This is a genomic window from Micromonospora sp. USAFONa4 (assembly GCF_057197825.1).
Genome location: NZ_CM170072.1, coordinates 3,638,063 through 3,656,646, shown reverse-complemented (window position 1 = coordinate 3,656,646; position 18,584 = coordinate 3,638,063). Strand labels below are relative to the sequence as shown.

The 18,584-nt window shown below is 71.7% G+C and carries 16 protein-coding genes, 1 tRNA gene and 1 pseudogene; 4 read left to right on the top strand and 14 right to left on the bottom strand.

Annotation, left to right across the window (positions count from 1 at the left end):
• The first annotated feature begins 87 nt into the window (after positions 1 to 87).
• Positions 88 to 555, top strand: coding sequence for a helix-turn-helix domain-containing protein (locus AC0OO9_RS16105; protein ID WP_484510969.1), 468 nt, complete (start codon positions 88 to 90; stop codon positions 553 to 555).
• 24 nt (positions 556 to 579) lie between these two features.
• On the opposite strand, the gene AC0OO9_RS16100 is transcribed toward AC0OO9_RS16105, so the two are convergent.
• Positions 580 to 1,617 (bottom strand): AAA family ATPase, encoded by a 1,038-nt coding sequence (locus AC0OO9_RS16100; RefSeq protein WP_484510968.1) that lies wholly within the window; start codon positions 1,615 to 1,617, stop codon positions 580 to 582.
• 63 nt (positions 1,618 to 1,680) lie between these two features.
• Between AC0OO9_RS16100 and AC0OO9_RS16095 the strand changes: the two genes are divergently transcribed.
• Positions 1,681 to 2,400 carry a PP2C family protein-serine/threonine phosphatase gene (locus tag AC0OO9_RS16095; RefSeq protein WP_421456844.1) on the top strand — a complete coding sequence of 240 codons (720 nt, stop codon included), beginning with the start codon at positions 1,681 to 1,683 and terminating at the stop codon, positions 2,398 to 2,400.
• A 126-nt stretch (positions 2,401 to 2,526) separates the two neighbouring features.
• A complete protein-coding gene (locus AC0OO9_RS16090; RefSeq protein WP_484510967.1) occupies positions 2,527 to 3,711 on the top strand; it encodes a GNAT family N-acetyltransferase in 1,185 nt (394 codons plus the stop codon).
• A gap of 28 nt (positions 3,712 to 3,739) precedes the next feature.
• On the opposite strand, the gene AC0OO9_RS16085 is transcribed toward AC0OO9_RS16090, so the two are convergent.
• From AC0OO9_RS16085 to AC0OO9_RS16040, 10 genes are all read right to left on the bottom strand, one after another.
• Positions 3,740 to 4,822, bottom strand: a complete 1,083-nt coding sequence (locus AC0OO9_RS16085; protein WP_484510966.1) for an NAD-dependent epimerase/dehydratase family protein — start codon at positions 4,820 to 4,822, stop codon at positions 3,740 to 3,742.
• Between the two features lie 78 nt (positions 4,823 to 4,900).
• On the bottom strand, positions 4,901 to 5,203 hold the full coding sequence (locus AC0OO9_RS16080) for a hypothetical protein (protein WP_484510965.1): 303 nt from the start codon (positions 5,201 to 5,203) through the stop codon (positions 4,901 to 4,903).
• Between the two features lie 200 nt (positions 5,204 to 5,403).
• Complete coding sequence (locus tag AC0OO9_RS16075) at positions 5,404 to 6,507, bottom strand: Gfo/Idh/MocA family protein (RefSeq protein ID WP_484510964.1); 1,104 nt, start codon at positions 6,505 to 6,507, stop codon at positions 5,404 to 5,406.
• Between the two features lies 1 nt (position 6,508).
• Positions 6,509 to 7,570, bottom strand: coding sequence for a Gfo/Idh/MocA family protein (locus tag AC0OO9_RS16070; RefSeq protein WP_484510963.1), 1,062 nt, complete (start codon positions 7,568 to 7,570; stop codon positions 6,509 to 6,511).
• Positions 7,567 to 8,454, bottom strand: coding sequence for a sugar phosphate isomerase/epimerase family protein (locus AC0OO9_RS16065; RefSeq protein ID WP_484510962.1), 888 nt, complete (start codon positions 8,452 to 8,454; stop codon positions 7,567 to 7,569). Before AC0OO9_RS16065 ends, AC0OO9_RS16070 begins: the two co-directional genes overlap by 4 nt.
• A gap of 30 nt (positions 8,455 to 8,484) precedes the next feature.
• The gene (locus AC0OO9_RS16060; RefSeq protein ID WP_484510961.1) at positions 8,485 to 9,327 is read right to left on the bottom strand and encodes an ATP-binding cassette domain-containing protein; all 843 of its coding nucleotides are present in this window, start codon (positions 9,325 to 9,327) and stop codon (positions 8,485 to 8,487) included.
• The gene (locus tag AC0OO9_RS16055; RefSeq protein ID WP_484510960.1) at positions 9,324 to 11,105 is read right to left on the bottom strand and encodes an ATP-binding cassette domain-containing protein; all 1,782 of its coding nucleotides are present in this window, start codon (positions 11,103 to 11,105) and stop codon (positions 9,324 to 9,326) included. The genes AC0OO9_RS16060 and AC0OO9_RS16055 overlap by 4 nt, the downstream gene beginning before the upstream one ends.
• Positions 11,102 to 12,043: an ABC transporter permease gene (locus AC0OO9_RS16050; protein WP_484510959.1), complete on the bottom strand. Its 942-nt coding sequence runs from the start codon at positions 12,041 to 12,043 to the stop codon at positions 11,102 to 11,104. The genes AC0OO9_RS16055 and AC0OO9_RS16050 overlap by 4 nt, the downstream gene beginning before the upstream one ends.
• Before the next feature lie 82 nt (positions 12,044 to 12,125).
• A complete protein-coding gene (locus tag AC0OO9_RS16045; protein WP_484510958.1) occupies positions 12,126 to 13,646 on the bottom strand; it encodes an ABC transporter substrate-binding protein in 1,521 nt (506 codons plus the stop codon).
• Positions 13,647 to 13,719: 73 nt separating this feature from the next.
• Positions 13,720 to 14,865: an ROK family transcriptional regulator gene (locus AC0OO9_RS16040; RefSeq protein ID WP_484510957.1), complete on the bottom strand. Its 1,146-nt coding sequence runs from the start codon at positions 14,863 to 14,865 to the stop codon at positions 13,720 to 13,722.
• A gap of 521 nt (positions 14,866 to 15,386) precedes the next feature.
• Here AC0OO9_RS16040 and AC0OO9_RS16035 point away from each other — a divergent pair.
• A tRNA-Lys gene (locus tag AC0OO9_RS16035) sits at positions 15,387 to 15,458 on the top strand.
• An 84-nt stretch (positions 15,459 to 15,542) separates the two neighbouring features.
• On the opposite strand, the pseudogene AC0OO9_RS16030 reads toward AC0OO9_RS16035, so the two are convergent.
• The 3 genes and pseudogenes from AC0OO9_RS16030 to AC0OO9_RS16020 form a co-directional block, all read right to left on the bottom strand.
• Positions 15,543 to 16,762: pseudogene (locus AC0OO9_RS16030) on the bottom strand (tyrosine-type recombinase/integrase).
• Positions 16,762 to 16,959: an excisionase family DNA-binding protein gene (locus tag AC0OO9_RS16025; RefSeq protein ID WP_113973362.1), complete on the bottom strand. Its 198-nt coding sequence runs from the start codon at positions 16,957 to 16,959 to the stop codon at positions 16,762 to 16,764. The pseudogene AC0OO9_RS16030 and the gene AC0OO9_RS16025 overlap by 1 nt, the downstream one beginning before the upstream one ends.
• Entirely contained in the window at positions 16,956 to 18,524 is a 1,569-nt protein-coding gene (locus AC0OO9_RS16020) for a replication initiator (RefSeq protein ID WP_484510956.1), read from the bottom strand. The genes AC0OO9_RS16025 and AC0OO9_RS16020 overlap by 4 nt, the downstream gene beginning before the upstream one ends.
• Between the last annotated feature and the right edge of the window lie 60 nt (positions 18,525 to 18,584).

Genomic DNA, 18,584 nt, shown 5'->3' with positions numbered 1-18,584 from the left:
CAGACGTCACCAGTCCACCGATCGGCCCCCGACCCGGGCGCCGAGGCCGTCGGTCGCCGGGTACGCGCCCTGCGCGAGGAGCGCGGGATGTCGCTGTCCGCCCTCGCCCGGCTCGCCGGGGTGGGCAAGGCGACCCTCTCCGGCCTGGAGAACGGCACCCGCAACCCGACCCTGGAGACGCTCTACGCGATCACCGCGCAGCTCGGCGTACCGCTGACGGCCGTGCTCTCCGGCCCGGCGGCCGGGCCGGTCGTCCGCGGCGCCGCGGTCAGCGCCATCCTGCTGGAGGTCTTCGAGGACAGCGACGCCACCTACGAGCTGTACCGGATGCTGGTCGCGCCCGGCGCGGAGCAGCTCTCCCCCGCCCACCAGCGGGGCGTCACCGAGCACGTCACCGTCTTCTCGGGTGTGCTGCGCGCCGGCCCGGTCGACGCGCCGCTGACCGCCGCCGCCGGCGGGCACCTGCGCTGGACTTCCGATGTGCCGCACGTGTACGCCGCCGTCGGCGACGAGGAGGTCGCCGCCAGCCTCCTGCTCCGCTACCCCCGCAGGTGAGCACCTCAACCCGGCGGCGGGGGCTCAGCCGTCGACGGGGGTCGGCACCGGTAGCCGCCGCTGCACCGCCCAGATCGCCGCCTCCGTACGCGAAGCCGAGCCGGTCTTGCGCAGCAGGTTGGACACGTGCACGGTGACCGTCCGCACCGAGATGCCGAGGGCCCGCGCCGCCTGCTTGTTGGACATCCCGGCGACCAGGCAACCCAGCACCTCGATCTCCCGCCCGGTCAGCTCGGCGTCCACCGGATCCACCGGCCGCTGCGACGCCACCCTCGGCGGGCGCGGGGCGGGCGGCGGCCGGAGCAGCGCCTCGGGCCCCCGGCCGGCGTGGGCGGCGAGCAGCTCGGTCAGCGCGTACGGGTTGCCTCCGGTGCGCTGCCAGACGGCGCGCACCAGCCGGCCGGACGGGCGCGGGTCGGCGTACACCTGGGTCAGCACCTCGGCGACCTCGGCCGGAAGCAGCGGTCCGAGGTGTTGGCGGACGGCGCCCCGGACGCCGCAGAGCCGGGCCAGCGCGCGGACCGCGAGGTCCGGCGCGACGGCGTCCTCGGCGGGCCGGCTCGCCACCACCAGCAGCGCCGGCAGGTCGGCGGCGGTCGCCAGCTCGCCGATCAGGTTCAGGCTGGCCGGGTCGAGGGCGTGCAGGTCCTCCACCACCACCACGGCCGGGCCGGCGCCGACGAGCAGCCGGACGACCCGCACCGCGAGGCGGAGCAGGGTGCCCGGCGCGTAGCGCTCGCGCGGCGCGGTCGGCTGCTGGGCGAGCCAGGCCAGCGCGTCCGGCGGCAGGTCGAGCCGGCTCGTGTCCCGGCCCGTGAGCACGGCGGCCAGCCAGTCGTACGGGGCGGGGCTGTGCACGCGGGCGGCGCCGGAGAGCACCACCGCCGGTCGGGGGGCGAACGCGTCGAGGGCGGCCGAGACCAGCAGGGACTTGCCCACCCCGGCCGCTCCGGTGATCACCGCGACGGCCGGCGCGGACCGTCGGCCGGCGACCACGGTGGACCACGCCCGGTCGAGCTCGATCAGCTCACCGGCGCGTCCGACCATCGACACCGGCATCATTCCCCAACCCTACGCAGTAGTGCGTAGAGACGGCGGGAGGGTGTTCTTGGCAAGCTTGACCCCATGACGCTGATCCTCCGCTCGGCCATCCTCAACGACATCGGCCTGGTTCGCACCAACAACGAGGACTCCGCCCTCGCCGGTGACCGCCTCGTCGCGGTCGCGGACGGCATGGGCGGCCTGCCCGCGGGCGAGGTGGCGAGCGAGATCGTCATCCGCATCCTGGACGAGCTGAGCCCGCCGACGACCCCCGACGAGGCGGCCGCGGCGCTGCGCGCCGTGGTGAGCACCGCCAACCGGCGCATCCACGCCGCCATCACCGTCGACCCGGCGCGCGACGGCATGGGTACGACGCTGACCGCCGCCCTGCTCGCCGGGGACGCGCTGGTGCTGGCCCAGGTGGGTGACTCCCGCTGCTACCTGCTACGCAACGGGGAGCTGACCCAGCTCACCCGCGACGACACCTTCGTGCAGGCGCTGGTGGACCAGGGGGCGCTCTCGCCCGAGCAGGCACGGCACCACCCGCAGCGGTCCCTGGTGACCCGGGCGGTGCAGGGCTCGGACACTCCCCCGGCGGTCGGGGTGCTCACGGTGGTCGCCGGCGACCGGCTGCTGCTGTGCAGCGACGGGCTCTCCGACTACGTCGAGGACGGCACGATCGCCGCGACGCTGATCACGTACGGCGACCGCCACCACTGCGGCGAGCAGCTCGTCAAGCTCGCCCACCAGGCCGGCGCGCCGGACAACGTGACCGTCGTGGTCTCGGACGTCGTCGCCGGCTGAGCGCGTCCCGGCCGCCGGCACCTTCGACACCTGCCGATCGGCTGACCGGGCGTCGCCGTCTCACCGGCGATTGCGGTTGCGGCGACCGCCGGGCCGGGATGGGATGGGCGGATGACCGTCCGCCGGGTGAACGCCGAAGAGAGACTGTCCACCAGCTTCGCGCTCGGCGCGTACGCCTTCGAGGCGTCGCCGCGCAGCACGGCCCGGGCGGAGGAGTTCCGCGGGTACCTGCCCTACAACAAGGGCAACCGGACGCTGATCGTCGAGGAGGGCGGCACCACACTGGCCGCCGCCTCGGCCATCCCGATGCGGCAGAACCTGCGCGGCGAGGTGCTGCCGATGGCCGGCGTCGCCGGGGTGGCGAGCCATCCGCTGGCCCGCCGGCAGGGGCACGTACGCACGCTGATGCACCAACTCCTCGACGAGATGCGTGACGAGGGGCACCAGCTGAGCGCGCTCTACCCGTTCCGGCCGTCGTTCTACGCCCGGTTCGGCTACGTGGGGCTGCCGAAGCCGCGTACGGTCACGTTCTCGCCGGCCGACCTGGGCGAGCTGCTCGGCGCCGACCTGCCCGGCGAGGTGGGCTGGGAGCGGATCGGCGAGGGCTACCGGGACTGGCGCGCGTTCACCGAGCGGTGCCTGAACGAGCGGCACGGCTTCGCGATCTTCCCCGGCTACCGGGACGTGGGGTTGCGCGACCGCGACGAGCACTGGCTGCTCACGGCCCGCACGGGCGGTACGGTCACCGGCGCGGTGCTCTACCGCATCGACGACCACGGCGGCACGCTCGCCGCCGGCGACCTGCTCGCCGCCGACCCGCTGGCCCGGGCACTCATGTTGCAGTTCTTCGGCCGGCACGTCGACCAGGTGGAGCGGGTGACCGTGCAGGTGCCCGTCGACGAGGTGCCGGAGCTGTGGCTGACCGACCTGGCCGTGCACGTCGAGGCGCGGGTGGCCCGACCGAGTTACGCCGCGCCCATGGCCCGGCTGCTGTCGATCGACGCGCTGGCCGGGCTGCCCGTCGGGGCGGGCCGGGTGCGGGTGGAGCTGACCGGCGACCGGTGGCTGACCGGGTCGTACCTGCTGGACGGCACGACCGGCGCGCTGGAGCTGGTCACCGGGGCCTCCGCCACCGTCGGCTCGCCGCCGACCGCCACGCTGACGGCCGCCGGCCTCTCCGCCCTGGCGTACGGTGTCCTGGACCCGGTCGAGGTGGGCCTGCGGGGGCTGGGCGACGTGTCGACCAACGCGGCGGCGGAACTGCGCCGCCTCTTCCCCCGCCAGAACCCGTACGTCTTCGCCGACTTCTGACTCCCCGCCCGCCGCCCGCGAGCGCAGGTCAGTAGGGGTTGCCGTGGCCGGCGGGGCGACCGCGCAGCAGGGCGGTGGGGCGGCCCGGCAGGTGGCGCGCCGCCGACATCGGCGGGCTGGCGGTGTGTGCCCGGTCGGCCATGCCGGCGAAGAGTTCCTTCAGCGCGCTGAGCGCGTCGTGGCGCGGGTGCCAGCCCAGCTCCGTCTCGGCGCGCTCGCTCGACATCAGCGGCGCGTGCAGCGCCAGCTGCACCCAGCCGGCGTCGATCGGTTGCAGCCGCGCCCGCCAGGTCAGGGCCGCGGCGACGCGCAGCACCGGGGCGGCGACGGGCACCGTCCAGCCGTGGAAGTGCCGGGCCACCAGCTCCGGGGTCAGCACCGGGTCCGCGGCGACGTTGAACGCGCCGCGCGCGTCACCCAGGACCGCCCGGGCGTACGCGTCGGCGACGTCGTCGGTGTGCACCGCCTGCATCCGCAGTCGCGGGTTGGTCGGCACCAGCGGGATCCGGCCGAAGCGCAGCAGCCGGACGGGCGCGAACGGTCCGAGGAAGTAGCGGGTGATCTCGGTGGCCGCCGCCCGCTGGAAGTTCAGGCCGGGCCGCAGCCGCACCACCCGCAGCTCCGGGTGCTCGCGCTCGGCCCGGTCGAGCAGCGCCTCCACCTCGGCCTTGTCCCGGCTGTACGACGAGCCGGGCACCCCGGTCGCCGGCCAGCGCTCGGAGATCGGGTGGTCCTTCGGGCCGGACGCGTAGACGCCGACCGACGACGCGTACACCAGGGCCGGCACGCCGGCGCGGACCACGGCGTCGATCACGGCCGCGCTGCCGCCCACGTTGGTCCGGTGCAGCACGCGCTGGTCGTGGCTGGGCTGGATCTGCCAGGCCAGGTGCACCACCGCGTCGGCGCCGGCGAAGACCTCGGCGAGCTGGTCGGCGGCGCCGGGCAGGCCGACGTCGCAGGAGTGCCACTCCACCTGGTCGTACGGCTCGCCGCAGTCCGGCCCCGGCAGCCGGCGGGCCACCCCGGCGAGTTCCACTCCGCGTTCCCGCCGCAGCCGGCGCAACAGGGCGGTGCCCGCGTTGCCGGTCGCCCCCACCACCACGATCCGCATGCCCGCCCCGTACCCGGTCAGCTCCGGCTCAATCGCCGATCACGCCCACCGTCGGGAGTACGGCGAGCGGCGCGCCCGTCAGGGGCGGGGCGAGTGGCGGACCCAGTTCTTCTGCCCGCCCCGGCGGCGGCCCTGCGAGGCGGCGAGGCAGCGCGGGCAGATCCGGCCGACGGGGTCCGCCTCGGTGAGCACGTCCGTCGAGGCGTACTCGAACCGCACGTGCGGGAAGCGGCGCAGCCGGGTCCGGCTGAGCGGGAGCCCGCAGACGGTCTGGTTCTGCCCCGGCAACCAGGCGTGCACCTCGCCGGCCGGCTCCCGTACCCCGTCCGGCCCCGCCCTCTCGCTCGACGCCGCCACGGCCGGGACGCTGCTCATCCTCATACGGCCACGATTCCCCCACCCCACCCCCGCCATGCCTGCCCACACCCGCCCTCCGCCGGGTCGATCATGCAGTTGTGGTGGGCGAAATGAGTCTGTGCGCGGCTTTTGCGGGGCACCACGACTGCATGATCGGCGCCAGCGGAGGGGTGGGGGGTGGCGGAGGGGTGAGGGTGGGGTGGGGGCAGTCTTGCGGCCGGCCCTCACCCGACGGCACCCGTGTCACGTCGACCGGGGGTCTCCAGCCGCGAACTGATCGTCGTGAAACCCCCGCCGGAGCGGGCGGCTTCGGCGATGGCCGTGAGCACCTCGAGGACGTGCAGCCCCCGGGTCGCCGCGGCCAACGCGGGCCGCCCCGCCAGGATGGCCCTGGCCATCTCGACCAGGCCCATCCCCATGAATCCGTCGGAGTCGCGTGGGCCCGGGAGCACCTCGACGAAGTCGGTGCTGCCCGCCGCCCTGAGCAGCACGGGGCCGCCCCACGAGTTGGCCTGCGCCGCGACGATCGTGCCCTCGGTGCCGTGGATCTCCAGGTGCGGCGTACGCGTCGCCACGACGTCGAAGCTGGTCACCAGCGCGCCCATGGCCCCGCTGGCGAACTCCAGGACGCTGTTGATGTGGGTGGGTGTCTGCACGCTGAAGGTCGACCCCGCGCGGGGCCCGGCCAACACGACGCGTTCGGTACGCGCGGTCGCGCCCAGCGCCCCCACGCGGACGACGGAACCCATGAGTTCGGTCAGCACCGTGAGGTAGTACGGACCGATGTCGAACAGGGGCCCGGCGCCCTCCTGGTAGAGGAACTCCGGCTCGGGGTGGAAGCGTTCCGGCCCGGCGTTCATCATGGCGGCGTTCACCGAGGTCGGGGTGCCGATCGCGCCGTCGGCGAGCAGCGCCGCGCAGGTCTGCGCCCCGACGCCCAGGAAGGTGTCCGGCGCGGTGCCGACCTGCAACGACCGCGCCCGGGCGGCCTCGACGATGCGGTGACCGTCGGCCATGGTGGTCGCCAGGGGCTTCTCCGTGTAGACGTGCTTGCCGTGCTCCAGGGCGCGCAGGGTCACCTCGGCGTGCGCCCTGGGTGGGGTCAGGTTGAGGACCAGGTCGATGTCCGGATGGGTCAACAGGGCGTCGACCGGGTGCACCTGCGGCACCGCGTGGGCGGTGCCGAGCGCCCGCGCGCGCGCCGGGTCGGCGTCGGCGCAGGCGACGACGGTGACCGCCGGGTCCCCGGCGAGGTTGGCCAGGTAGCGGGAACTGACGTTTCCGCACCCCACGACCCCCACCCGCACGGCCCCTCCGTCGTGGACCATGTCAGGAGAGCCTGATCTCGTGGCCGGCCCGCGCCGACTCGTAGATCCCGTCGAGCATGCGCATGACCTCCGTGCCGTGGGAGACGGGAGCCACCGGCTCGGCCTCTCCCAGGCACAGCGCCACGAAGTGCGCGATCTCGTTGGCGAACCCCTCGGCGAAGTCGAAGCTGAGGTGGTCGATCTGGGGTCCCACGTTCAGGACGGTGTCGTGCATCTCGGTGGCGATCCGGAGCTGGGGTTCGAGTTCCGCGCCACCGCGCTCGCCGAAGACCGCCACTTCGAGGCGGTCCTCGAGGGCGTGCAGGGAGTAGCTCGTCTCCAGCGTCAGGGACGCCCCGTTGTCGAACCGGATGAAGGCCGCGGCGAAGTCCTCGACGTCGCTCTGGGTCGGGTCGTAGTCCGCGACCTTGTACCGGGACAGCGACGTGACGTTGGCCCGGTTGCCCAGCCGGGCGTGGGTGACGGCGCTGACCGTGACGGCCTTCGGGGTGCCCATGAAGTACCAGCAGAGGTCCAGCACGTGCACGCCGATGTCGATGAGCGGTCCCCCGCCGGACCGCTTGTGGTCCGCGAACCAGCCACCGGGGTTGCCGAGCCGTCGGATGTTCGTCGCGCGGGCGTGGTAGATGTCGCCCAGCAGCCCGGCGTCGACGAACGGCTTGAGGACCCTGGCGTTCGCGCCGAAGCGCCGGACGAAGCCGACCTCCAGGTGCCTGCCGCTGCGCTCGACGGCCTCGATGAGCGCCCCGGCCTCGCCGGCCGTACGGCTCAGGGGCTTCTCGACCAGGACGTGCTTGCCGGCGTCGAGCGCCGCCGTGGCGATCTCCGCATGGCTGTCGTTCCACGTGCAGATGCTCACCGCGTCGATCTCGGGGTCGGCGAGCAGGCTGTCGAGCGTCGGGTGCACGCGGGTCACGCCGAAGGTCTCGGCCTTCTGCGCGCTCCGCTCCTGGTTGACGTCGAACACCCCGACGAGGTGGACGTCCGGGTTGGCGGCGTACGCGCCCAGGTGCATCTCCGCGATGCTCCCGACGCCGATCACGCCCACGCCGAGCCGGCTCACTTCGCCGCCTCCGCCTCGGCGAAGAGCCGCTTCGCGTTGGCCAGACCGATCGGGTTGGCCATCAGGCACTCCTCGATGCCCTCGAACTCGATGGACACGAAGCCGTCGTAGCCGGCGTCGACGATGCCCCGCACGATCCTGCGCATGTCGAGGTCGCCGTAACCGACGATGGAGCCGAGCAGGTAGGTGCCGCCGGGGGTGTGGTGCCAGCCCTCGCCGGGGTACTGCGAGCGGACGTAGAAGTCCTTCAGGTGCACGATGCTGGCGTACGGGGCGTTCTCGGCGACCGACACCACCGGGTTGTCGTCGACCGACATGAAGTTGCCGACGTCGAGGGTGGTCTTGAAGTTCGGCTCGTCGACGAGGTGGATGAGCCGGCGTACGCGCTCACCACCGTTCATCAGCAGCCCGTGGTTCTCCACGCTGGTGGTGATGCCGTACGGGGCGGCGTACCGGGCGATCTCCTTGCACGCCTCCACCATCCGGGGCAGCAGCGCCTCGAACTCGGCGATGTCCTTCGCCCGGTGGGCCCACCTGGCGACGTCGTGGCGGAAGAGCTTGATGTCCAGCGCGGCGGCCACCTCAATGTGCCGCTTGACCCGCTGCATGCTCTTCTCCGCGTCCGCGCCGAGGAGGTCGGCCGGGACGACGAGGTTGGACAGGATGACGCCCTGGTCCGCCGCGCGGGTCTTGATCTCCTGGACGAACCCGGGGTCCTGGTCGAGGGTGGAGGTGTCGTTGGAGATCTCCGGGGAGAGCGACACCGTCGCGATCTCCATGTGGGTGGCGTCGCTGGCGCCGATCCAGTCGATGACCTCGAGGAGGCTCATCCGGTTGGTGCGTAGCTGCTGGTAGAAGGAGTAGGAGCTGAAGCCGAACTGCACGGGTACTTCCTTTGGTCGGGGTTGCAGGGGTCAGGAGGCGAGCGCGGCGTACTGGCGGCGTCGTTCCGCCTGCCGCGCCGGGTCGGGGATGGGCGACGCCATGAGCAGCCGGTTCGTGTACGCATGGCTCGGTCGTGACGTGACGGTGTCACCGTCACCGGTCTCCACGATGCGGCCCTTGAGCATGACCGCGACCCGGTGGCAGATGTAGCGGACCACCGACAGGTCGTGGGAGATGAAGAGGTACGCGACCCCGGTCTGCTCCTGGATGTCGATGAGCAGGTCGAGGATGCGTGCCTGGGTGGAGAGGTCGAGGGCGCTGACCGGTTCGTCGCAGACGATGAGTCGGGGCTTCAGCGCGAGGGCGCGGGCGATGGCGATGCGCTGCCGCTGCCCGCCGGAGAACTCGCGCGGGTACCGGCGCCCGGCGTCGGCTTCCAGACCGATCTGGCCCAGCAGCTGACCGATCCGCGCGGAGGCTTCGGCCCCGGGCACCCCCTGCGCCCTGAGCGGCTCGGCGAGGATGCTCTCCACGGACATCGCCGGGTTGAGCGACGAGTACGGGTCCTGGAAGACGACCTGGATGTCCCGGCTCAGGGCCCGGCGGGCGCGCCGGTCCGCGTGGGTGATGTCGGCGCCGTCGAACGTGACAGTGCCGGCGCTGATCGGGGCGAGCCCCAGGAGCGCGCGGCCCAGGGTCGTCTTTCCCGAGCCGGACTCGCCGACCAGGCCGACCGTCTCGCCCGCCCGGATCTGCATCGAGACGTCGTGCAGCGCGTGGAAGGACGGACTGCGCCACCGGGACCCGCGATAGACGACGTTGACGTCGCGGACGTCGAGCAGTGGGGGGTCGGATTCGTTGCGGGTGCTCATGACTGCACCTCCTGAAGGTCGTCGCGCGACCGCCGGGGAGGGGCGTCCTCCAGGGTCGCGTCCAAGAGCATGCGGGTGTACTCGTGCTGCGGGTTGGCGAAGAGTTCGGCGACGGGTTGCTGCTCCACGACGAGGCCGTCCCGCATCACCGCGACCCGGTCGCAGAGGTCGGCGACCACACCCAGGTTGTGGGTGACGAGGATGAGGCCCATGTTGCGCTCCCGTTGCAGGTCACGGAGGAGTTCGAGGACCTCCGCCTGGACCGTGACGTCGAGGGCGGTGGTCGGCTCGTCCGCGATGAGCAGCTCCGGATCGCAGGAGACGGCGCCGGCGATGAGCACGCGCTGTGCCATTCCTCCGCTGAGCTGGTGGGGGTAGGCGGCGAGCGTGCGGGCGGGGTCGGGAATGCCGACGCGTTCGAGCAGGTGCAGGGCCCGCTCGTGCGCGGCCTTCTTGGAGAGGTTGAGCTTGCGTCGCATCGGCTTGGCCAGCTGGGCGCCGATGGTGAAGGACGGGTCCAGGTTGGACATCGGCTCCTGCGGCACGTAGGCCATCTGCGGCCCGCGCAGCTTCTGCAACTCGCCCTCGCGCAGCCCGATCAGGGACCGCCCGTCGAGGGAGAGGTGCCGGGCGGACACGGAGGCGTCGGGTGGCAGGAGTCCGAGGATCGCGAAGGACGTCTGGGACTTCCCGGAGCCGGACTCCCCGACCAGGCCGAGCACCTCTCCCCGCGCGACGTGCAGCGACACGCCCCGCACCACGTCCTTGGTCGCTCCGTCCTCGGCCACGTACCGCACCGACAGGTCCTCGACGCGGAGCAGGGTGTCCGCGGGGAGGGCGGTCTCGGGCGTACGGTCGGCTTCGCCCTGGACGACCGTCGTGTCGTCCCGGCCGGCGGACCGCGCGGCCCGCTTGGCCTTGGGCCTGCGGCTGACCCCCAGCGAGTCCGCCAGGGCCGTGCCGAAGAGCACGAGTGCCATGACCGTGAGGCCGATGGCGACGCCGGGCGCGATGACCAGCTCGGGCGCGCGGTGGAAGTTCTGGAAGGCGTTGCTGAGCTCGCCACCCCAGCTGGGGCGCTGCGGGTCGCCGAAGCCGAGGAACTCCAGGCCGGACTGGACGATGATCGCCATGCCGAAGATGAACGACGACCGCACGAGGACCGGCCCCAGCACCACGGAGAGCACGTGGCGGAAGATGATGCGCAGGTCGGACAGCCCTGCGACGCGGGCGGCGTCGAGGTAGAGCTCCTCGCGCACCGCGATCACGGCGCTCCGGGTCAGCCGGAAGATGTCCGGCGACGCCAGCACGCCAAGGGTGATCATCGTCGGGGCGAGGCCGCTGCCGAGGGAGGCGATCACCACGATGATGATGAGGATCTCCGGCAGGGACATCAGCATGTTGAAGATCCAGCTCGACACCCCGTCGAACAGCTTCGCGCGGTAGCCGGCGAGCAGACCTGCGGGAATCCCGCACAGGAGGGCGACGGCGACCATGATCGCGCCCGCCTGGAGGCTCACCCGGCCGCCGTACAGGAGGCGGCTGAGGATGTCGCGCCCGTTGCCGTCCGTGCCGAGCGGGTGGTCGCCGCTCGGCGGCCGGAGCGCCTCCGAGAGCACCACCAGGTTCGGATCCTGCGGGGCGAGCAGCGGCGCGAGCAGGCTCGCCGCGACGATGGCCAGCAGGACGCCGCCCGCCACCACGCCCATCGGGTTACGCAGGAAGGAGCGGAATCTCCTGGCTGTCAGGCCCGCGCGGGGCGTCACGTCGGCGCTCATGCGTTCCGTACCTTCGGGTTCAGGGCGGCGTAGAGGATGTCGACCGCGAGATTGACGAGTACGACGACGAGCACGGTGAAGAGCAGGACGCCCATGATCACGGGGATGTCGCTGTTGCCCGAGGCGTTGATGGCGACGGCGCCGATGCCCTGGAGGCCGAACACGCGCTCGATGATGGCGGCGCCGCTCATCGCCGCGATGAACTGCAGGGAGAGCATCGTCAGCGCCGGCGGAGCCGCGTTGCGCAGGACGTGGGTGAGCAGGATCTCGCGCTGCGAGAGGCCCCGGCTGCGCAGCGTACGGACGTAGTCCTGGCTGTTCACGGTGATCACGGAGTTCCGCAGCTGCTGGGCGATGGCGGCGATCGACCCGATCGACAGCGCGACGATCGGCAGGGTGATGGACCAGAGCCAGCCGCCGGGTGAGTCGTTCAGGTGCACGTAGCCCGTGGCGGGGAACCAGCCCAGTTGCACGGCGAAGACCAGGGCCAGGATGATCGCGACCCAGAAGTTCGGCAGGCTGAAGCCGAGCACCATGAACACCTGGAGTACGCGGTCGAACGTCCCGGGCCGGGTCGCCGCGAGCAGCCCGAGCACGATGCCGAGGACGGCGGCCACCAGGACGGCGCCCAGCGCGAGGGAGACGGTGACCGGCAGCCGCGTCACGATGAGCTCGCTCACGTCGGTGTTCTGCGCGGACGAGACCCCCAGGTCACCGCGTACGACCCCGCCCAGCCAGCTCAGGTACTGCTCGACGAGCGGCCGGTCGAGGCCGAGCTGCTCCCGCTTGACCGCGACCTGTTCCTCCGTGGCGTAGAGGCCGAGCGCGCCCCGGGCCGGATCGGAGCCGGTGAGCATGAGGAAGAAGAACATCCCCGTCACGACGGAGAACGCCAGCAGCAGGCCCGTGGCCAACCGCCGACCGATGAAGCCCAGCATGCCTGCTACCTCCTAGATGAGCTGTAGTGATCCACCGGATGGGCCGGACCGGTCGCCCGACCCATCCGGGGTCGATCGGCGGTTACTTCGCCGGGGCGAAGAACCGGAGACTCGGCATGAGCTGCGCCTGCTGCATGGTCACGTCGATGTCCGACTTGAACAGGTAGACGTTCTCCTGCGTGACGATCGGCGCGAACCAGGCCTGCTCGACGAGGTGGGTGTTCAGCTCCTTGTAGAGGGCGGCCTGCTTGTCACCCTGCGCGGCCGGGATCTCCTTGAGCAGCCGGGTGACCGTCTCGTCGGTGTACTTGAAGTTGTTCCACAGCGACGTCGGGGTGAGCTTGTTCAGCACGTCCGTCCACGCCGGGATGTTGGTGGAGAACGAGAGCATGAAGGCCGGCTGGCCCTTCAGGGTCTCCAGGCCGCCGTTGGCGAAGCCGTTGACCGGCACCTGCTCGACCGTGATGCCCACGTCGCCCAGGTACTGGACGACGATCGGCACCAGCGGGGACATGAAGCCCTCGCTGTACGAAACCTTGATCTTGAAGCCGCTGCCGTAGCCCGCCGAGGCCAGCAACTCGCGCGCCTTCGCCGGGTCGTACGGGTAACGCGCGTTCAGCTCCGGCACCCACGCCTCGCTGGCCGGGTTGAAGGTCTGCGTGGAGACCTGGCCGAAGCCGCCGTAGTGGGTTTCGAGGATGGCCTTGCGGTCGAGCGCGTGGTTGATCGCCTGCCGCACCCGCACGTCGCCGAGTGCCGCCGACGCCTTGCCGGCGCGGTCCTGGAGGATGATGCCCTGCCACTCGCCGGGCACCGTCTTGACGGTGAGCCCGTCGGTCTTGGCCTTCGGCACCATGTCGGGGGTGCCGTACATGAACTGGATCTGGCCGGTGGCGAGCGCGTTGTACCGGGCGGTGAACTCCTCGTACGGCCGGATCACGACGTTCTCGAAGGGGAACGCCTCGCGGTTCCAGTAGCCGTCGCGCGCCTTGAACGTGTACTTGACGCCCTTCTCGGAGGCACCCGCGTCGTACGTGTAGGGCCCGGAGCCCACCGGGTTCGAGGCGATGGTGCCCGCGCTGAGCGCCGTGGGGCTCACCATGTACCCCGTGTACGTCGCCAGGGCGGCCAGGAGGCCGGGGCTGGGCTCGCTGAGGTGCAGGCGCGCCGTGGCCTTGTCCACGACCTCGACGCGCTCGATCGCCCGGGCCCCCTCGGAGGCGCTGCCCGCCCCCTTCTTGCGCGCCTCGAGGTTGACCTTCACCACGTCGGCGTCGAAGGCCGCGCCGTCACTGAAGGTGACGCCGTCGCGCAGCTTCAGGGTGAGCTCGGTGAGGTCGGCGTTGTACTCGTACGAGGTGGCCAGGTTGCCCTCGATCTTCGACTCGGACGTCTTGCGGAGCAGCGGGTCGTAGACGGCCTCCGCGTAGTGGATGACCGCGCCTTCCTTCATCTCGGCGGGGTCCCAGGTCAGCAGGTCGCCGTTGTTGCCCAGGACGAGCTGGGACGAGCCTGCTTCATTCGCCTGCCCGCCACCGCTACAACCGGCGAGGGCGAGAGCGACAACGGCAAACGCTGCCGTCAGCGTGCGTGTCAGTTGCACCGTGTTCCCTTCTATTGCTGCAAAGCCAGCGCCGGTCGGCGTCGCTATGAGTGACGGGGATCGGATCAGCGGATCAGGCGATCCCGAGTTGTTGGCTCATGACCATGGCGGTCGCGCCGCGCAGGACGATGTCGTCGCCGAGCTCCGAGAGCCGCAGGACGATGTCGCCGTGGACCTCTGTCAGGGCGCGCTGCCGGATGGTTTCCATCGCCGCGGCGGCCAGCGGTCCTTCCAGCACCCGGTGCGGCCCGCTGAGGACGATTTCCGAGACGTTGATGGCGGCCACGATCGGGGCCAGCACCGAACCGAGCGCCTCGCCCGCGGCGGCGAGGACCCGGGTGTGCTCCGCGTCGGTACGCGCTTCCGAGAGGTCTTCCTGGATGCGCCGGGTCGACAGCCAGGTCTCGAGGCAGCCGAACTTCCCGCAGACACAGGCCCGCTCGCTGCCGGTGTCCACGACCACGTGGCCGATCTCGCCGGCCGCGAACCTGCTGCCCAGGACGGGCGTGCCGCCGAGCAGCAGACCCGCTCCCACGCCGACACCGACCCGCACGAGGAGGGTGTCGGCCGCGCTCTCGCCGTAACTGCGCTCGGCGAGCGCGGTGGCGTTGGCGTCGTTCGACACGACCACGGGGCAGCCGAACTGCTCGGTCAGCACCGACCGGAGGTTGAGGTCCTTCCACCCCAGGTTGGGTGCGCTGAGGACGACGCCGCCGAGGTCCACGATTCCCGGGGTGCCGATGCCGATGCCGAGCAGCGGCGCCGTCACCTGTTCGCGCAACGCCCCGACGAGACCGACGACCTTCGCCAACGCGTCGGCTCCGGTGCTGCCCTCGTTCTCGACCTGCTGACGAGCCACCACCGAGCCGCCGAGGTCGAGCACGGCCCCCCGGTAGAGCGTCGAGTGGCTCAGGTCGACGGCGATCGCCTGGTAGGCGTGCTCGTTGAACTCGAGCATCATGGCCGGCTTTCCGGGCCGCGTCCCCGCCCGCGTACCGACCTCGACCACGAGGTCGTCCGCCAGGAGGTCGCTCACGACGTCCGAGACCGAGACCCTCGTCAGCCCCGTGCGTCGCGCCAGATCCGCCCGGCTGTGCGGCCCTTCCCGGTACAGCGTGCGCAGCAGCAACTCGCGGTTGTGCACGCGGGCCTGCTCCGGGAGCACCTTCTCGCCGGAGCGGACCCGGGCCGGAACCTGGTCTCGCCGCAGGGTCCCCACCGCGCGGTCCTGGGGCTCCGGCGGTGTGGTTCCCGTCTCATCAATGCAGGTCACCCGGTTAGTACAGGCGGCTAACAAACTGCCGACAAGAACGCGGCTCGCGTTGTTCCCAAGTTGTTACATTCCCATGGCCCGCTTTTTGCGGCGACTTCGGCCAGTTAACACCCCTGGTAGAGCCGCTGACCACGGCGCTGGACGGGCCCGACAGCACGCCGGCAAGCCGACACGGCGGCGAGGAGGGACACCACGGGCGCCGGCTCTCCGATAAGGTCCGACCGGAGGCCCGCCAGCCTTCTTCGGGACCGCCCGCCGGACCACGACCGGCCCCGGACTCCCAAGATCAACGCCCCCCGAGGGCCGGGCAGTCGACCTTCCGGCACCCTCCGCGCCGCCAGGCCTGATTCCTCCCGTACGCCCGGAAGCGCCGTCACGGACGGGCGCTCCCGCCTGAGCTGCCGGTTGCGTCCACGGCACGAAAGCCGAGAGTCGCAACCGGCCGCCTTCCGGTAACCTGAGCGCGCGGGCCGCTAGCTCAATGGCAGAGCTGTGGACTTTTAATCCATAGGTTCAGGGTTCGAGTCCCTGGCGGCCCACTCCTACGCAGGTGAGCGGCCTTCCTGGGGTCGCTCTTGCCATGATCCGGGCCGGTACAGCAGTGAAGTACAGCAGTAGGGCCTTCACCGGTCGAGTGCGCTGCCGAGCCGCTTGAGCGCGTCGCGGGTGGCCGCCGACGACACCACCGTGTAGATCTCCATCGTGATGGCGAACTGGGCGTGCCGGAGGATCTGCATCGCCACCCGGGGGTGCACGTCCAGGTCGGCCAGGAGCGAGGCGCAGGTCCGCCGGGCGTCCCGGACGGTGATCCGCCGGACCCCGGCAGCATCGCAGCGCCGGTCCCAGAAGCGGTTGAAGTTCCGTGGTTCGAGCGGCCGGCCGTAGCGAGTGGTGAAGATCAGTTCGGAGGGGTGCCAGGCCGGGCCGGCGGCGTCCCGGGCGGTGGTCTGGGCGGCGCGGCGACGGTCGAGCGCCACGGTGCAGATGTCCGGCAGCGGCAGGGTGGCGTCCGAGGCGGCCGTCTTCGTCTCCCGGTGCAGCAGTTCGGCACCGACCCGCTGGAGCTGCCGATCGATGGTCAGCTCCCCGTGTCGAGGTCAACGTCAGCCCAGGTGAGCCCCAGCATCTCCCCCTTGCGCAGACCGAGCACCAGGACCAGGACGTACGCGGCGTAGAGCGGATCGTCGTCGGCGCGGGCCGACTCCAGGAAGCGCCGCGCCTCGTCACTCGTCCACGCCTTCCGCTTGCGCTTCCGTACCGGTGGCAGCTTCACCAGGGACGCGACGTTGCGGGTGATCAGCCCTTCGGTGATCGCATGGGAGAGCAGCGTCCGGAGCACGGTCCGCAGGTGGGTGACGCTCGTTGCCGAGGGCAGATCCTTGCAGCAGCGGCCGAGGGCACAGCAGCGACGTTGGGCGGGTTTCCGCCGCTCGTCCTTGCCCTGGGCGCAGCACTGGCAGGTCCGCCCCACCTCGTTGATCCAGGTCTGCACGTCGCTGACCCGAAGCTTGTCGAGCCGCTTCCGGCCCAGCCCCGGCACCAGATAGAGCCGGACCACCACCTCGTAGGTGACGTAGCTGCCCGGGGCGAGGTTGGGCTTGACGATCTCCCGCAGCCAGTAGCCGGCGTACTCCCCCACGGTCGGGGACCGCGTCGCCACCGGGCCGGCTTTGGCCTGCCCGTGCAGCTTGATCCACTTGTCGTGGACCTCCTCGCGGGTCTTGCCATAGACCCACTTCCGGCCCCGCTTGCCGTCGGGCTTCTCGACCCAGACGTACGCGGCGAAGCCGTTGCGGTACGGGAAGATTGAGCCTTCGCCGTTGGCTCGACTGCGTCCGGGCATCAGGCCGCCTCCTGCCGCTCGACCTGGTCACGGATGTAGTCGTCGACCCATTCGGGGAGGATGCGGCGGTACTTGCCGTCCTTGATGGAGCGCAGCTCGCCGGTGGCGATCTTCATCTTGACCTTGGAGATGCCGAAGCCGAGCAGAACGGCGACCTCGGCGGGCGAGTACCAGCGCGGGGTGAGGTCTCTGCTCATGCGGCGGCCCCGACGAGCCAGGCTTCGTGGGCGAGTTCTTCCCGGCCGATGCGTCTGGCCTGCCGGCGCTGGGCGGCGGCGGTGTTGGCCAGGAGCGCGTCGCCTTCGGTGAGCCACCCGGAGCCGGCGTAGGTGAGAACGCCAACCGTCACGGTGTCGATGGGGTCGTCGTCCTCGGCGCGGCGGAAGGTCGCGCGGACATCCCGGAGCAGGCCGAAGGTGACGGAGTAGCGGCGGGCCTTGGTGAGGAAGTGACCGCCGAAGCCGAGCATGTGCGCCCAGCGACGCAGCCCAGCGTAGGCGTTCGGTTTGGTGTCAAGGCTGCCTTGACGGTCGTCGGCCGTTGCGGCGCCGCTGGCGGTGTCGGTGCCGGCGGGCCGTCCGAGGTGCCAGCAGGCGTCGATGAGGCGGGCGAGGTGGTCACCTTCCGGATCGGCGTAGTCGTCGATCGTGGCAGGGGTGAGCCGGGTCGATTGGTGGCCGGTGGCTTCGGTTGCCTTGGTGGCGTACTTGGCGAGGTAGGCGGCCACCTTGCCGTCGGTCAGTTCGCCGCTGGCGCTGTTGATGCGCCGGACGTCGACCTGCTCGCCCCAGGCGACCGCCCAGCCCTGCGGCCGGTCGCGGTGCGGAGGTGCGGTCACGATGATCTGGCGGGCGGCGGCGTGGACGGCGGCCTCCAGGTCATCGACGGTGATGCCGGCCGGCGGCGGCACGAGCGCGTCCAGGTCGTCGGGGTCGACGCCGTCGAGGCGCAGCAGGACGTGGAAGTGCACGGCTGCCCGCCGCTGCATCTCGGCGACCTTCCCGTGCGACACCCGCACCGGCGGCAGCCGGCGCACCTTGCCGGAGTCCGTGACGACCTGGACGAAGGGGATGCCGCGTCTGCGGCAGAGGCCGGCGAGGTGGCGTTCGATGGCCTGCTTCGTGCGCCGCCACAGTTCGCCCGAGAAGTAGTTCCAGACGACCTGGTGGCCGTGGTCGTAGCAGTCCAGGCACAACGGCTGTCCGAGCCGCGGATCGTCGGCGTCGTGACGGGCGAAGCAGGCCGCCGGCTGACCGTGCCGACAGGTGCCGGCGCGGCTCCGGGCACGGCAGGGAGCCGGACGGCAGTCGCAGCGCTGCCGGTTGGTGCAGGTGTGGCGGGGGACGTGGCGGTGGTGGACCGGGCCGAAGGACGGCGCGGTGAAGGTGGCGAAGACGACCGGGTGCCGGCCGACCGAGGCGGGGACGCCCTTTCCGCCGGTCAGGCCGCAGCGCACAACTTGGTAGGCGTCGCCCTGGTAGACCCAGGCGCAGTCGGGGCATTGCGATTCGCGGCGGTTGCCGCACGCCTTGTAGAGCGCCCCGTCGGGCAGCTCGTCGGTGTGCTGCTCGCCCAGGACCCGGCCAGTCTGTCGCTCGACGGCGGCGATCGTGCCGGTAAGGCGGATCGGGCGGGTACAGCCGCCGGCGGTGCGGGTGTGCTCCATCCAGCCGGAGAACTCCGGCATGGCGGCCCGGTGCAGGGCTTGGGCGTCACGGCCGCTGGCAACGCCGGGACGGAACAGGTCGAGGGGTGTGGACACGACTCTCCTCACGGGGTGGCAGGGACGGAAGACGAAACATCACCAGCCGTGGACGTCTGT

Coding starts and splice junctions, on each gene's coding strand:
- AC0OO9_RS16105 (WP_484510969.1), top strand. CDS start 88: ATGTCGCTGTCCGCCCTCGCCCGGCTCGCCGGGGTGGGCAAGGCGACC.
- AC0OO9_RS16100 (WP_484510968.1), bottom strand. CDS start 1,617: ATGATGCCGGTGTCGATGGTCGGACGCGCCGGTGAGCTGATCGAGCTC.
- AC0OO9_RS16095 (WP_421456844.1), top strand. CDS start 1,681: ATGACGCTGATCCTCCGCTCGGCCATCCTCAACGACATCGGCCTGGTT.
- AC0OO9_RS16085 (WP_484510966.1), bottom strand. CDS start 4,822: ATGCGGATCGTGGTGGTGGGGGCGACCGGCAACGCGGGCACCGCCCTG.
- AC0OO9_RS16080 (WP_484510965.1), bottom strand. CDS start 5,203: ATGAGGATGAGCAGCGTCCCGGCCGTGGCGGCGTCGAGCGAGAGGGCG.
- AC0OO9_RS16075 (WP_484510964.1), bottom strand. CDS start 6,507: ATGGTCCACGACGGAGGGGCCGTGCGGGTGGGGGTCGTGGGGTGCGGA.
- AC0OO9_RS16060 (WP_484510961.1), bottom strand. CDS start 9,327: ATGAGCACCCGCAACGAATCCGACCCCCCACTGCTCGACGTCCGCGAC.
- AC0OO9_RS16055 (WP_484510960.1), bottom strand. CDS start 11,105: ATGAGCGCCGACGTGACGCCCCGCGCGGGCCTGACAGCCAGGAGATTC.
- AC0OO9_RS16050 (WP_484510959.1), bottom strand. CDS start 12,043: ATGCTGGGCTTCATCGGTCGGCGGTTGGCCACGGGCCTGCTGCTGGCG.
- AC0OO9_RS16025 (WP_113973362.1), bottom strand. CDS start 16,959: ATGAGCAGAGACCTCACCCCGCGCTGGTACTCGCCCGCCGAGGTCGCC.